The following is a 14878-nucleotide window of genomic DNA, read 5'->3' as shown; positions in this document are numbered from 1 at the left end:
AGCGGCGAAGGGCCATCAGCCCGCCCTATCGACTGTCCTCGAGGGTTTCAATCATTCGACGTCGGGGCGCCCCGCCATCGCGCCGCAACGGCACATCATCGACGGCACGCGGATATACCGGGACCGAATTTCGCCGCAATTTACTTGACTTGAATGCCCAGCTTTGGGACGTTTTGTCCGGGGCAGCATCAAACCGGATAATGGGGCGGTTGCGAAACGTCATTCTTTTGACCTTTTGTAAACGCCCGCTGGGGCAAGATGCGGCCAGAACAAAAATCGGGGAATTGAAAATGCAAAATGAAAAGTGGGTCGCACCGCGGTCGCGGCGGAATCTGGGCTTGGCAAGTCTTTCGGCAATGGCCGTCATGCTCGCAACGCCAGCCTTTGCACAAACCGACGAGGCCGAACCCGCCCCTGCCGACGAAACGGTCGATGGCGCGACTCCGGGCGAAGCGATCGTCGTCACCGGCTCGCGTATTCGGCGCCCCAACCTGGAATCGCAGGTTCCGGTCGTCTCGATCTCCGGCAACGAATTTTTCGAACGCGGCAACACGTCGGTTGGAGACACGCTGAACGAACTGCCCGCGCTGCGCAGCACCTTCAGCCAGTCGAACTCGACGCGCTTCCTCGGCACCTCGGGTCTCAACCTGCTCGATCTTCGCGGGCTTGGTACTCAGCGTACGCTAGTGCTGGTCAACGGCCGGCGCCATGTCGGTTCGGACGTGCTGTCAAACGCTGTTTCGCCAGACACCAACACCTTCCCGACCGATCTTATCGAACGCGTCGATGTGGTAACCGGCGGCAATTCGGCCATTTACGGGTCGGACGCGCTGGCCGGCGTCGTCAACTTCATCCTCAAGGACAGCTACGAAGGCATCCAGCTGCGCGGCCAAGGCGGCGCCAGTAAATATGGTGACGCCGGATCTTATTATGGCAGCCTGCTGGTGGGCAAGAATTTCGCCGATGGCCGCGGCAATATCGCCCTCAATCTTGAATATGCGCGCCAGAACGACTTCTACGCATCGGGCCGACCGAATCTCGCTCAGAATAATGGCTTTATCACGATCGATACCGATCCGGCAGGTGCGGTAAATGGCAGCGACGGCAACCCTGACTCCCTCTTCTATCGCGATATTCGCAGCGGCACCTACAGCAATGGCGGCACCTTCCTGTCTTTCTTGGGCGGGTCGAGCTATACGCCGTTCCTGTTCCAGCCCGACGGGACGCTGATTCAGCAGACCGGTGTTCAGACGGGCCGCCCGCCCGTGCCCTCCTATCTCGGCGGCAACGGCGACAATTTCCGCGACGGAACGCAGTTTGGCCTCACGCCGACACTCGACCGGTATAGCGCCAATCTGATCGGCCATTTCGAAATCAGCCCTGGCTTCGTCCCTTTCATCGAGGCGAAATATGTCCGCACCGACTCGCTAGGCAATGCGTCGGGTCCGTTTTTCACCGGCGCGACCGGGTCGCCGCGCGAACGGTTCTTCACGCAAAATCCCTATCTGAACAATCAGGCCAAACCGATCATCCGCGACTATTATGGCGATTATTATGACGCGAATGGCAACGACACGCCCGACGGCATCCCCGATGCCGACCAGACCGGCTTTACCTTCCTGAAAAATGCCGTCGACCTGACCAATCGCGAAGAACGCGCACGGCGAGAAACCTACCGCGCGGTGCTCGGGGTTCGCGGCGAGTTCAACGACGGCTGGAACTACGAAGTTTCGGCGAACTACGGCGAATTCCGTGAAACGACCGCCATCCTGGGCAACGTCAATCTGCAGCGCTATTTGCTCGCGATCGACGCGGTGGACCAGGGTCTGGTCCAGAACGGGGTCGCCAACGGCAACATCGTTTGCCGCGCCTCGATTGATCCGGCGGCGCGCATCGCACTCGAAGTGGCCGCGAACCCGACTTATGCGGCGTCGCAGCTCGCCGGCGATGTGGCAGCTTGCGTCCCCGTCAATCTGTTCGGTTCGGGCAATGTGACACAGGCGGCACGCAACTATCTGCTTCAGGATTCGCTGGCAAAAGGCAAGATTACACAGTTCGTCGTCAGCGCCTTCGTATCGGGCGACAGCGGCAAATGGTTCGAGCTTCCCGGTGGCCCGATCGGCTTTGCGGTGGGCGCCGAATATCGCCGCGAAACCGCCGATTATGTTCAGGACGCCGCGACCGCGGCGGGGCTGACCTTCTATAACGCTATCCCGCAGTTCAATCCGCCGGCGTTCGAAGTGAAGGAGGCCTACGCCGAAATCCGCCTTCCTATATTGAAGGACACGCCTTTCTTTGAAGAGTTGACGGTTTCGGCCGCGGCTCGCGTCGCCGATTATCGCGGTTCGACCGGAACGGTGTTTACCTATAATGCAGGCCTCGAATGGGCGCCGTTCCGTTCGCTGCGACTGCGCGGTAATTATTCCCGTGCCGTTCGCGCTCCGAATCTGGCGGATCAGTTCACGCCGTTGGGACAGAATTTTGCCACCGTCGTGGACCCTTGCTCGGCTGACAATATCGGTACGGGCGCTGCGACTCGTGCCGCGAACTGCCAGGCCGCCGGAATTCCCGCCGGTTATAACTATACCTACCTCGCCTCGCTGGGTTTCCTGTCGGGCGGCAACCCGGACTTGGGTGAAGAAAGTTCCGATTCCTACACGGTGGGCGGCGTCTTTACCCCCGACTTCCTCCCGGGCTTCAGCTTCTCGGCGGATTATTACAACATCACCGTCAACGACGTGATCACTGCGCCGTCTGCGCAGGGCATCTTGAATGCCTGCTACGATGCGGTCGATCTCAACAACCAATTCTGCGCTTTGTTCACGCGTGCGGGTGCCGGTGGTGGTCCCCGCGGCGAAATTCAGGGGCAAATCCTGGAAAACAGCTTGCAGGTGATTCCGCTGAACTATGCGAAGTTGAAAGTCAGCGGTATCGATTTCGAGGCGCGCTATGACCGGCAGATCGACAATGTCGGGAAGGTCTCGATCGGCGCCAACTATACCTATGCGCTCACGAACAACGCCTTCCTGTCGCCGACCGATCCGGGCCGCGCCGATCGCATCAACGGCGAACTCGGCGATCCGCAGCACGCTTTCAACATCAACGCGTCGCTGGTCACCGGTCCGTTCACCTTCGGGTATCGGGTGCGCTATATCGGCAAGATGTCGAACGGCGCGTGGGAGAATTATAACAGCGTCCAGGGCCGTCCGCCGCAGAACGATGACGCCTTTGCCGACGGCTTCAAATATTATCCGGAGGTCTGGTATCACGACTTCCGCATGGGCTTTGACGTCGCCGAAAAATTCACCTTTTATGGTGGTGTCGACAACGCCTTCAACCGCAACCCGCCGTTCGGGCTCAGCGGTGCGGGCGGCGGCAGTGGCATCTACTCGAACCGCGGTCGTTTCTTCTATGCCGGGTTCACCGCCAAAATCTGATCGTGACAACTTAGGTTATCTGGCCGGGGCTTGCCCCGGCCATTTTTTTGTGACCTAGCGGCGTGTGACGCTGCGAAGACAGGGATCGCTATGGATCGCATCTCCACCGAGGCCACCGACCTGCGGGTTCAGGCTGCAGTGCTTCGTGCCGCCGGTGAACGTAAAGCAGCCGCCGACCTCGACACACAAGCCGTCGCTGCAGAAGCGCAAGAGCCTGCCGTAATGAAGGCAAGTCAGCTGCTGATGACCGGCCAGTTAGCGCGGGCGGAAGCCATCGTTCGCCCCCTGCTCCAGCGAGCGCCAGAAAACGTTGCGGGATTGTGCATTCTTGGCGAAATCGCGGTTCGGCTGGGTATTTATGCAGAGGCACAGCGGCTGTTCCGCGCGGCGATTGCGATCTCGCCGGACTTTTCCGACGCTAAAACGAACCTCGCGCGCGCGCTGTTTCGCACGAGCGATTTCCGCGACGGCCTGTCCCACCTCGACGAGGTGCTGGCGCTAGACCCGCGGAACCGACACGCGCTCAGTACGAAGCTTGCAACGCTGGGGCAGATCGGTGCCTATGAGCAATCTCTAAAATCGCATGAACAGGCACTCATGCAGCAACCGGACGAACCGTGGCTTTGGGTCGGTTACGGCAATGTCTGCAAGACATTGGGCCTCTATGACGAAAGTGTCTCGGCGTTTCGGGGGGCGTTATCGCTCGATCAGCGGCGCACCGAAGCTTGGTGGGGGCTGGCCAACCTAAAACGCGTTTCGTTCGACGCCGCCGACCGTCAGGCGATGCTCGACCTCGTAGCGGCGCTACCCGACGCCGACCCCGGGCAGGTGCAACTGCATTTCGCGCTGGGCAAGGCGTATGAGGACGCGCGCGATTACACGCGATCGTTTGACCATTATGCGACCGCCAATCGAATCCGCCGCGCCGAATTGCGTTATGATGCCCAGGCGATGACCGCCGAAGTATCGGACTCGATCGCGTTCTTCGACGCGGATTATTTCGCCGCCAAAACCGGTATTGGCGATAAAAACGCAAAGCTCATCTTCATCGTCGGCATGCCGCGCGCCGGATCGACACTGGTCGAGCAGATCTTGGCATCCCACAGCCAGATCGAAGGCACCGCCGAACTTCCCTATATTCCGCTGATCACGCAAAAGGTCGTCGCCGACCGTTGGTCGGACCAGCACGCCAAATATCCGCAGATACTAACATCGCTTAACGCGGAAGACATCAAGCGCCTCGCCGACCACTACACGCAATCGGCGGCGCAGCATCGCCAGACCGGCAAGCCCTATATGATCGACAAGCTGCCCAACAACTGGCTGAACATTGGCCTGATCAAGACTTTATTCCCCAACGCAAAGATCATCGACGCGCGGCGCGCGGCGATGGCGTGTTGCTTTGCAAACTTCAAACAGCATTTTGCCCGCGGACAGGGTTTTTCCTACGCGCTGGCTGAAATGGGGCAGTATTATCGCGACTATGTGCGGTTCATGGATCATATCGATCAGGCCGCGCCAGGCGCGGCGTATCGCTTGGTCCACGAACAGCTCATCGAAGATCCCGAACGCGAAATCCGGGGCCTGCTCGCCTATCTCGAACTCCCGTTCGAAGACGCCTGCCTCAATTTTCATGAAAACAAACGCCCGGTGCGGACACCCAGCGCAGAACAGGTGCGCCGCCCGATCAACCGCGACGCGGTCGATCAGTGGCGCAACTATCAAAGCTGGCTGCAACCGCTCAAGGACGCGCTCGGAGATCTAGCCGAAAGCTGAGCTAGAGGCGGGCGGGGAAGCCGGGCGACGACAGCGCGCCAACCCGGCTTCCTGCCGAATCAATAGCGGTAATGGTCGGGCTTGAACGGCCCGGCAACCGGCACGCCGATATAATCGGCCTGCTTCTGGGAGAGCTGGCTCAGCTTCACGCCCAGCTTGTCGAGGTGCAGCGCCGCGACCTTTTCGTCGAGATGCTTGGGCAGGACGTAAACATCGTTGCCGTACTGCTCGGCGCGGGTCCACAGTTCGATCTGCGCCAGCGTCTGGTTGGTGAAGCTCGCCGACATCACAAAGCTCGGGTGACCCGTCGCGTTGCCCAGATTGACCAGACGGCCCTTCGACAGGATGATGATCTGCTTGCCGTCGGGGAATTCGACCAGGTCGACCTGCGGCTTCACTTCGGTCCACTTGTAATTGGCGAGCGCCGCGATCTGGATCTCGCTGTCGAAGTGGCCGATGTTGCAGACGATCGCCATATTCTTCATGCCCGCCATATGTTCGGCGGTGATCACGTCGGCGTTGCCGGTCGCGGTGACGAAGATGTCCGAGCGCTTGACCGCTTCGTCCATCGTCACGACCTCAAAGCCTTCCATCGCCGCCTGCAATGCGCAGATCGGGTCGATTTCGGTGACGAGGACGCGCGCGCCGCCGTTACGGAGCGACTGGGCGCTGCCCTTGCCGACATCGCCGAAGCCGGCAACCGTCGCAACCTTGCCCGCGAGCATCACGTCGGTGCCGCGGCGGATCGCGTCGACCAGCGATTCCTTGCAACCATAAAGATTGTCGAACTTCGACTTGGTGACGCTGTCGTTGACGTTGATCGCGGGGAAGGGCAGCTCACCCTTCTTGGCGATGTGGTACAGGCGGTGGACGCCGGTCGTCGTTTCTTCCGACACGCCCTTGATCGCCTTGACCGTCTTGGACAGGTAACCGGGGTTGGCGGCGACAAACGCTTTCAGCGCGCGCTGCATCTCGATCTCTTCTTCATTCTCGGGTGCGGGCATGTCCTGTCCGGCTTCGAGCTTCGCGCCCCACAGCGCGAACATCGTCGCGTCGCCGCCGTCGTCGAGGATCAGGTTGCAGGTCTCGCCCGTTTCGACGCCCCAGTCGAAAATACGGCCGACATAGTCCCAATAATCGGCCAGGCTCTCGCCCTTGATTGCGAACACCGGCACGCCCGTCGCGGCGATCGCGGCGGCGGCGTGGTCCTGGGTCGAAAAGATGTTGCAGGTGGCCCAACGAACCTCGGCGCCGAGCGCGGTCAGCGTCTCGATCAGCACGGCAGTCTGGATCGTCATGTGCAGCGACCCGACGATCTTCGCGCCCTTCAGCGGCTGCGATGCGCCAAACTCGGTGCGCAGCGCCATCAGGCCCGGCATTTCGGTTTCGGCGATGTTGATTTCCTTGCGACCGAAGTCGGCAAGCGCGATGTCGGCAACGACATAATCACGGGTATCGGCGGCGAGAGTGGCCACAATAAGTCTCCTGTAGGCGAGTTCGGCCGCAGGCGAGCGGCCCCGAAAATAGGGTAATTATGTTGCGCGCCCTAGCTCAAAGTGACCCGCCGATCAAATATAAACTTTTCTTTATATCGCGATTGCCGGGCGGTCCGCCGAGTGCCGCGGACACGCGAATCAGCGGCGCAAAATGCACCGGGGCGGAAATTTATTTTCAGCGGGCGCAATTGTGACAGTCGGGCGCCGTGAAATTGTGACACCGAGTCGCGAAGGCCAAGATTCTGAAAATCTTGACTTATAATACACCTTGCGTTGAGCATAGTTGGCGATTGTGACATGAGTGTTACAAACCGTCGAAAACATTGACTTTTCTGATGATGAGGGAGAAAATCGGCTAAAGTTTTCGAGGGGATAGAGAGATGAAAAAAATATTGCTGCCGCTGGTCGCACTGGCCTTTGCGAGCCCGGCCGCCGCACAATCGATCATTGTTGTCACCGGGCCGCTGGCCGATTCGACGGCGCTAACCGGTCGCCTATGCCGAGCTGCGCGCCGGCGAAAATCATGCCGCAGTCGCCAAGTTGACCGGCGACACCACCCTCAATGCCCGCGACCCGTCGCGGCTGATCAATCTCGGCACCGCTTATGCTCGTCTGGGTCGCACCAGTGATGCCGCCGCCGCCTATGACGCCGCACTCGCCAGCCCGATCCGTTACGACCTCGAACTCGCCGACGGGCGCTATGTCGATTCGCGCTGGGCGGCCCGCACCGCACGCGCCAATCTCTCGGCCGGTCGTCCGCTGCTCGCACTCGCGCGCTAAGCTTCACCGCCCTCGGTTGTCAGCAAGCGGGCGTCCACTCCCGCTTCGGCAAACGCCGCCTGCCAGCGCTTGGCGGGCGGCGTGTCGAACAACAGGGCATCGCTGCCCGGGGTGACGTGCCAGCCGTGGCGCACCATCTCACCCTCCAGCTGCCCCGCCGACCATCCGGCATAACCCAGCGCTACCAGCCAGCGCGACGGCCCGCGCCCTTCGCCGATTGCGCGCAGGGTGTCGTGCGAGCTTGAAATCATCCAGCGGTCGGCGACCTGCACCGCCTCTTGCCCGCCCCAGTCCATGCTGTGCAGAACGAACCCGCGCGATGGCTCGACCGGGCCGCCCAGAAACACCGGCTGTTCCAGCGGATCGTCATGCGCGATTTCGAGTTGATCGAGCACCGCGCCGACGGTCATCCCGGCCATCGGGTCGGAAATCCCGATCCCCATCGCGCCTTCCTCATCGTGACTGATCATCGCGATCACCGAATGCTCGAAGCGGGGATCGCCGATCCCGGGCAGCGCAAGCAGCAACTGGCCGGTGAACCAAATGGGGTCTGTGTCCATTGCGCTATCATGCAGCGGAGGGACGGGGCGGTCCAGCATCTTTGGCGGGCGGGGGCGGCTTTAGGGCGGAAAACAGCCGCTCTGTTCCGCGGCGAAAGCCGGGGCCCAAGGAGTTAGAAGGCAAACGTCGCGTGATGACGCTCTGGACCCCGGCTTTCGCCGGAGAACGGTAAAAACTCCTCGTCAGCCGCTACCTCCACCAAAATCCCGCCCTAACCCCCTCACCCACCTTGACTCGCGCGCAACCCGACCCAATGTCTCGCCCACCAGAAATCCCCTCAACGAAAAGGATGCCGACCATGACGATCCAGACTGGCGACAAGCTGCCCGACGCCACCTTTGTAAAGGTCACCGAAAACGGTCCCGAACAGGTCAGCACCGCCGATTATTTCAAAGGCCGCAAGGTCGCCCTCTTTTCGGTCCCCGGTGCCTTCACCCCGACCTGCTCGGCCAAGCATCTGCCGGGCTTTGTCGACAAGGCCGCCGAGCTGAAAGCCAAGGGCGTCGACGAAATCGTCTGCACCGCGGTCAACGACGCGTTCGTGATGGGCGCGTGGGGCAAGAGCGGCAACGCCGGCGACAGCGTCACAATGCTCGCCGACGGCAATGGCGATTTTGCCGAAGCGGTTGGGCTGACGATGGACGGCAAGGCGTTCGGCATGGGCAAGCGCGGCCAGCGGTTCTCGATGATCGTCAACGACGGCGTCGTCGAACAGCTCAACGTCGAAGCTCCCGGCGAATTCAAGGTGTCGAGCGCCGACCATATGCTCGGTCAGCTGTAATTCGAGAGGCGGGCGGCGCGGCAAATCGGCTACGCCGCCCCTCACTCTTCGTCACCCCGGACTTGATGCTGGGTCCATCGTGCCAGAACGCAACCGCCGAATGGATGCCGGATCGAGTACGGCATGACGAACAAGATTAAGTCGCCAAAGGTCGCCCCCTTCCCTTTTGTCACAATTTCGTGCAACAGCGCCGCGATGACATCCTCATCACATAATCCCGACATCACCGACCCCGCCGCTCTCGTCGAGCAGGTCATCGCCGAACTGCAGGACAGGTTCCGCGCCTCGGTCACCAACCTCAAATCCGCTATCGCCGCCTATGTCCGCGACCGCACACTGCCGCCGGCTGATGCCGCGGCCACGGGCCTTTTCGACTATCCCGCGATCCGCCTGACCACCACCGGCGAACAGCGGGAAGGGCAAAAGGGACATAATCTCGCTTTCGGCCAGTTTGAGCGCGCGGGCGAATTTGTCACCACCGTGACGCGCCCCGACCTGTTTGCCGATTATCTGCGGGACCAGCTTGGTCTGCTCGCGCGCCATTATGACATCACGCTCGAAGTCACGCGCACCGGGCAGCAGATCCCCTTCCCGTATGTGCTCGACGCCAGCGACGGGTCAGACATGGGCGGGGTCACCCCGCTCGAACTCGCGCGCCACTTCCCGACCACCGAACTCGCCGACATCGGCGATGAGCTCGCCGATGGTCTGTTCGGTGCCGACCCCACCGCGTCGCAGCCTCTCGCGCTGTTCGACGCGCTGCGTACCGATTTCAGCCTCGCGCGCCTCCGCCACTATACCGGCACCGCGCCCGAGCATTTCCAGCGCTACATATTGTTCACCAACTATCACCGCTATGTCGACGAATTTGTGTCGTGGGCAGGGGCGCAGGTCGGTCAGGGGCGCTACACGGCGCTCGCCGGCGCCGCGGGCCTTTATGTCGACCAGCCTGGCGTCAACGCCAGCGCCCTGGTCGCCGACAGCGCCTGGCGGCGACACCAGATGCCCGCCTATCATTTGATCGCCCCCGACGGCGGCGGCATCACTCTCGTCAACATCGGCGTCGGGCCGTCGAATGCCAAAACGATCTGCGATCACTTGGCGGTGCTGCGGCCCGAGGCGTGGCTGATGATCGGCCATTGCGGTGGGCTGCGCCCCAGCCAGCGCATCGGCGACTATGTCCTCGCTCACGCGTACCTCCGCGACGACCATATCCTCGACGCGGTGCTGCCGGTTGCCATCCCGATCCCGCCGATCGCCGAGGTCCAACAGGCTTTGGCGAGCGCCGCCGAAGCGGTATCGGGCGCCACCGGCGCCGACCTCAAAAAACGCATGCGTACCGGCACCGTCGTCACCACCGACGACCGCAACTGGGAACTGCGCTACACCGACTCGGCGCTGCGCTTTTCGCAATCGCGCGCGATCGGCATCGACATGGAATCGGCGACGATCGCAGCGCAGGGATACCGCTTCCGCGTGCCCTATGGGACGCTGCTTTGCGTCAGCGACAAGCCGCTCCACGGCGAACTCAAGCTGCCCGGACAGGCGAACCGCTTCTACGAAGAGGCGATCGCTGCCCACCTGCAGATCGGCATCCGCGCGTGCGAAACGATGCGCGACGAAGGCGCCAAACTCCACAGCCGCAAACTGCGCGCGTTCAACGAGCCGCCGTTCCGTTGACTTACGCGCCCGACCGGTCGCGCAGCGTTGCAGGCCATGTCGCGAGCGATACCACCGGCGCGGTCATCCCGTCGACGACGGCCTGACCGCGCGCAACGCCTGGTCATTTATACATTTCGGCACGCTGGCGGACGGCCGGATCACCCGGTGCCGAACAGCTGATCGTGACGATCGGCGGCGCGGCGCCACAGCCGATCGACCTCGGGCAATTCCATTGCAAAAATCTCGCGGCCGACCGCCGCCATCTCGTCCGCCGAACCCAGCAGGCGCGTCGTTTTCCCTGTCGGCGTGAGGTGCGTCAGCACCCGGCCGCGCAACGTCCAATGCACGTCGCCGCGGCGCAGCTGCATCACCAGATTCTGGACGAACGGCGACCAATCTTCGCGCCCAAGCGCCAATCGCATGGCGTCGAGAACGCCCTCATCGGCAGGCTCAGTGGCAAAATCGAAACCGAATGGCGCGCCGTCGCCGACTGTCTCGTCGAACGTCCAGCAGCCACCCCCGATGTCCGCGAGCTGGACCGCATAAGGCCCGTCGACGCCGACGCCTTCGGCAATCTCGACCGGCGCCGTGATCGATCCGCCAAACCCGATATCGACCAGATACGACCGGTCGAGATCGACGCGCAGGCACAGGTGATTGCCCGGACGGTCCGCGATGTCGCCGCCGCGCCGGACGTCGGCTTTCAGCCGGGTGACACGATAACCCAGATCGGCGAGCAGGCGGCCGAACAACGTATTGAGTTCGAAACACCAACCGCCACGGCCACCCTCCACCACCTTGGCAAAGATCGCATCAACCGTCGCGGGCGGCTCCCGGCCGAGCTGCACATCCAGATTTTCAAACGGGACATGGGCCAGATGCGCGCGCGTCAGCTCGCCAAGCGTCGCTAGGTCAGCGCAAACCGGCACCGCAGCACCGATCCGGTCAAGATAGCGCGCGCGATCGAACCCGGTCGCTTGCCGCTCGCTTACCACCCCGACGGCTTGCCCTTATTCTGTTGGTCGAGCCAGATCTTCAGCGGCGCGAAATAATCGGCCATCGCCTTGCCCGACATTTCGCGGCTGCCGGTGAAGGCCTCCAAGGCATCGGGCCAAGGTTTGGACGCGCCCATTTCGAGCATCGCGTTGAGCTTCGCGCCGACCTCCTTGTTGCCATAGAAGGAACAGCGGTGGAGCGGTCCGGTCCAGCCTGCCTGCTTGCACGCCGCTTCGTAAAACTGAAACTGCAGAATGCGCGCGAGGAAATAGCGGGTGTAGGGGGTGTTGCCGGGGATGTGGAACTTCGCGCCCGCATCGAAGGCGTTCGCCGGACGCTCGCCCGGCGGGACGATGCCTTGATATTGCGTGCGCAGCTGGGTCCAGGCGGTGTTGTAATCGGCGGGCTTGATCGTGCCGTCGAAGACGCCCCAGCGCCAGCGGTCGACGAGCAGACCGAACGGCAGGAACGCGACCTTGTCCATCGCCTGACGCAGCAGCAGGCCGGTGTCCTTGTCGGCGCTCGGCACCTTCGCCTTGTCGAGCAGGCCGATGTCGACGAGATATTGCGGGGTGATCGACAGCGCGACAAAATCGCCGATCGCCTCATGAAAACCGTCGTTGGCGCCGTTCAAATAGAGGTACGGCTGCTTGTTGTACGCGCGCTGGTAATAATTGTGGCCCAGCTCGTGATGGATCGTGGTGAAATCGTCGGCGTTCACCTTGATGCACATCTTGATGCGGATATCGTCCTTGTTGTCGACATCCCACGCCGACGCGTGACAAATCACTTCGCGGTCGGCGGGCTTCAGGAACTGGCTGCGTTTCCAGAACGTCTCCGGCAGCGGCGCCATGCCGAGCGAAGAATAGAAATTCTCCCCCGCCTTGACCATGTCGAGTGGGGTCTTGCCCTGCGCCGTCAGCAAATCGCCAACGTCATAACCCAGGTCACCCGAGCCCGCGGGCGCGACGAGCGGGTATATATTGCCCCATTCCTGCGCCCACATATTGCCGAGCAGGTCGGCGCGGATCGGGCCGGTCTTGGGCTGCACCGCATCGCCATATTTCTCGTTCAGTTTCCAGCGCGTATAGGTGTGGAGCGCCATGTAGAGCGGCTTCACTTCCTGCCACAAACGCTCGGTCGTCTTCGCGAAATCCTCGGGCGACATGTCATAACCCGACCGCCACATCGCGCCGGTGTCGGCAAAGCCCAACTCCTTGGAGCCCTCGTTGGCAATGCCCACCATGCGGGCATAATCATCCTTCATCGGCGCGCCGACCTTGTCGTGCCAGCTCGTCCACATTTCGGCGAATTGCGCCGGGGTGTGCTTGAGATCGCCCATCGCGGCCTCGATGTCCGACCCCGAGATCTCCTTACCGTCGAGCGTCCCGCGGCCCTTGCCATATTGCGACTGCAGGTCGGTGGCGATCTGGTTAAGTTCGGTCGCCGCGCCGGGCTTGGTCGGTGCAGGCAGGACCAAGCCGTTACGCAGGATGTCGAGCTTGCGCTTGGTGTCGGCGCTGAGGCCGGGAATATCCTTATACTTGGCGGCTTCGAGCGCATATTTCACCGACTTCTCGGTCCCAACGGCGTTGATCCGCGACGCCATGGCATCGGTATCTTCGGTCAGATAGGTGCTGTTGACCCAGTTCACCTGGCTCGCCTCGACGGTGTAGTCGAACAGATCCTTTTCCGCCGCGGCGATAAAGGCATCGGCGTCGGCGGCGGTCGGCTTTGCGGCCTTCGCTGCCGGGGCGTCCTTCTGCTTTTCAGCGGCGACGGCGGTGCCCGCGAGCGCGAGCGAGAGGGCCAGCGACAGCGTTGATATCATGGCTTTCATGGGGTGCGTCCTCTGTTGTTTCATGCGCTCTGCGGCGCGATGGGGGGCAATCTGGACCGCATGGGCGGCAGGGTCAAGCGGTGAGGAAGGCGGCGATTGCCTCGCCCAGCTCGGGCTGGGTCACGCTCGACATATGCGTTCCCGGAATCGTCGCGAGCCGCGCATCGACGAGCGCCGCGACCAGGTCGGTCGCCGATCCATTGTCCTGATCCTGCTCGCCGCACACGATAAGCACCGGTATCGTCAGCGCTGCCAGCGCCTCGGGTGGAGTGTCGGTAAAGCTGTCCAGCAGATGCGCCGCCGCGATGCGGTCGACCTTCATCGTTTTCATGAACTGGATCGACAGCCAGGTGTCGTCGCCGCGCTTGGCGGTTTCATATTCGGCAATCGCGCGCTGGAAAAATTGCCCGCGCCGCTGCCAGCCAGCGAGCCCGGCCAGCCCCATGCCGCCCAAAATCAGACGGCGCGGCGTCATGCCTGCCACCACTGCGCGAACGCTGGTGCGCGCGCCAAGTGAAAAGCCGCCAAGATCGAAATCGGCCAGCCCCAGATGCGCGACCAGATCCTCCAGGTCGCGGACCAGCACGTCGGGCGGATAAAATTCTTCTTCGTGCGGCGCGTCGCTCGATCCGTGAACGCGCAGGTCGGGCATGATGACGCGGTAGCCGTCGGCGGCAACGCGCGCTGCGGTGCCGAATTTGATCCAGTTGACCTCAGCGCTCGAAAACAGCCCGTGCAGCAGCAGCAGCGGGCGCCCCTCTCCCAGCTCGCGCCACGCCAGCCGTACGCCGTCACGCGCTTCGAAAAACTGCGGGTCGCTCATCGCGGCCGCAACCCTTTCTGCTCCATGCGCCATCTGGCCATCTCGATGCGGTCCTGCCCGAAAAAGGGCTCGCCTTCGAACACCAGGGTCGGCACCCCCCAATGACCGGCGATTTCCAGCGCGACCTGATTGGCCGCGATCTCGGTGTCGAGCGCTTCGGCTTCGGCCAGCGCCTCGGCGTCGAGTTCGGCAAGGTCGAGGTCGGCGCGGCGCGCGGCACCTGCCAGATGGTCGCCGAGGTGCCAGTCCTGCGCCCCGCCCCAGATCAGTTGCGCCGCCTCATGCGCAAAGGCCAGGCTTTTGCCGCGCCGCGACGCCGCCTGGCCCAGACGGGTGAGGCGATAGATGTACGGCTGGTCGGCGGCGATCGCGCGCGTTTTCAGGTCTTGAACGATCGGATCGGGGCGCGGCGGCCCGAACGGGATGCCGTGGAACTGTGCGACCCGGATCATGTCGCGCATCGTGTAGCTGAGCCAATTCGGGTGGTTGCGCTCGAAAAATTCGGGCTGGCGGATCGCGAGCGGATAGACGGGGCGCAGGTTGATTGACAAGTCGTGGCTTGCCGCCATTGCGCGGTAGCGGGCGATGGCGAGGTAGCTGTAGGGCGAACGGAACGACCAGAAGAGGTCTGCGGTCAATGTCATTGCCTTATCCTGCGGAAAAAACGCCGCCTTGCAAGCCTTGTCGGGGAAATTGCCACCATGGTGGAGGGTTTTGCGGATGTTG

General features: G+C 62.4%; 12 protein-coding genes. 5 read left to right on the top strand and 7 right to left on the bottom strand.

Annotation, left to right across the window (positions count from 1 at the left end; translation table 11 throughout):
• Positions 1 to 25: 25 nt before the first annotated feature.
• Complete coding sequence (locus ACQY6T_RS16455) at positions 26 to 367, bottom strand: hypothetical protein (protein ID WP_428632539.1); 342 nt, start codon at positions 365 to 367, stop codon at positions 26 to 28.
• On the opposite strand from ACQY6T_RS16455, the gene ACQY6T_RS16450 reads away from it, so the two are divergent.
• Positions 357 to 3437: a TonB-dependent receptor domain-containing protein gene (locus tag ACQY6T_RS16450; protein WP_428632536.1), complete on the top strand. Its 3081-nt coding sequence runs from the start codon at positions 357 to 359 to the stop codon at positions 3435 to 3437. The genes ACQY6T_RS16455 and ACQY6T_RS16450 overlap by 11 nt on opposite strands.
• A 90-nt stretch (positions 3438 to 3527) precedes the next feature.
• A complete protein-coding gene (locus tag ACQY6T_RS16445) occupies positions 3528 to 5213 on the top strand; it encodes a sulfotransferase (protein ID WP_428632533.1) in 1686 nt (561 codons plus the stop codon).
• A 59-nt stretch (positions 5214 to 5272) separates the two neighbouring features.
• On the opposite strand, the gene ahcY is transcribed toward ACQY6T_RS16445, so the two are convergent.
• On the bottom strand, positions 5273 to 6688 hold the full coding sequence (ahcY, locus tag ACQY6T_RS16440; RefSeq protein ID WP_428632530.1) for an adenosylhomocysteinase: 1416 nt from the start codon (positions 6686 to 6688) through the stop codon (positions 5273 to 5275).
• A 561-nt stretch (positions 6689 to 7249) separates the two neighbouring features.
• Between ahcY and ACQY6T_RS16435 the strand changes: the two genes are divergently transcribed.
• The gene (locus tag ACQY6T_RS16435) at positions 7250 to 7489 is read left to right on the top strand and encodes a hypothetical protein (RefSeq protein WP_428632528.1); all 240 of its coding nucleotides are present in this window, start codon (positions 7250 to 7252) and stop codon (positions 7487 to 7489) included.
• Here ACQY6T_RS16435 and ACQY6T_RS16430 read toward each other — a convergent pair.
• Positions 7486 to 8049, bottom strand: a complete 564-nt coding sequence (locus ACQY6T_RS16430; protein ID WP_428632527.1) for a YqgE/AlgH family protein — start codon at positions 8047 to 8049, stop codon at positions 7486 to 7488. The two genes, ACQY6T_RS16435 and ACQY6T_RS16430, sit on opposite strands and share 4 nt — an antisense overlap.
• Before the next feature lie 299 nt (positions 8050 to 8348).
• Here ACQY6T_RS16430 and ACQY6T_RS16425 point away from each other — a divergent pair, with 299 nt between their 5' ends.
• On the top strand, positions 8349 to 8831 hold the full coding sequence (locus ACQY6T_RS16425; RefSeq protein ID WP_428632524.1) for a peroxiredoxin: 483 nt from the start codon (positions 8349 to 8351) through the stop codon (positions 8829 to 8831).
• A gap of 195 nt (positions 8832 to 9026) precedes the next feature.
• Complete coding sequence (locus ACQY6T_RS16420; protein ID WP_428632699.1) at positions 9027 to 10511, top strand: AMP nucleosidase; 1485 nt, start codon at positions 9027 to 9029, stop codon at positions 10509 to 10511.
• A 140-nt stretch (positions 10512 to 10651) separates the two neighbouring features.
• Here the strand turns inward: ACQY6T_RS16420 and ACQY6T_RS16415 are convergent, their stop codons facing one another.
• The 4 genes from ACQY6T_RS16415 to ACQY6T_RS16400 all read right to left on the bottom strand — a co-directional run bounded on the left by ACQY6T_RS16415 (position 10652) and on the right by ACQY6T_RS16400 (position 14796).
• Complete coding sequence (locus ACQY6T_RS16415) at positions 10652 to 11488, bottom strand: arylamine N-acetyltransferase family protein (RefSeq protein ID WP_428632522.1); 837 nt, start codon at positions 11486 to 11488, stop codon at positions 10652 to 10654.
• Positions 11482 to 13329: a M2 family metallopeptidase gene (locus tag ACQY6T_RS16410; RefSeq protein WP_428632520.1), complete on the bottom strand. Its 1848-nt coding sequence runs from the start codon at positions 13327 to 13329 to the stop codon at positions 11482 to 11484. The genes ACQY6T_RS16415 and ACQY6T_RS16410 overlap by 7 nt, the downstream gene beginning before the upstream one ends.
• A gap of 73 nt (positions 13330 to 13402) precedes the next feature.
• On the bottom strand, positions 13403 to 14152 hold the full coding sequence (locus ACQY6T_RS16405) for an alpha/beta fold hydrolase (RefSeq protein ID WP_428632517.1): 750 nt from the start codon (positions 14150 to 14152) through the stop codon (positions 13403 to 13405).
• The gene (locus ACQY6T_RS16400; RefSeq protein ID WP_428632516.1) at positions 14149 to 14796 is read right to left on the bottom strand and encodes a 2-hydroxychromene-2-carboxylate isomerase; all 648 of its coding nucleotides are present in this window, start codon (positions 14794 to 14796) and stop codon (positions 14149 to 14151) included. Before ACQY6T_RS16400 ends, ACQY6T_RS16405 begins: the two co-directional genes overlap by 4 nt.
• Between the last annotated feature and the right edge of the window lie 82 nt (positions 14797 to 14878).

It is taken from the genome of Sphingopyxis sp. (assembly GCF_965279725.1).
Classification (GTDB): domain Bacteria; phylum Pseudomonadota; class Alphaproteobacteria; order Sphingomonadales; family Sphingomonadaceae; genus Sphingopyxis.
The sequence above is the reverse complement of the archived record's forward strand: the minus strand, read 5'-3'. Positions and strand labels throughout refer to the sequence as shown.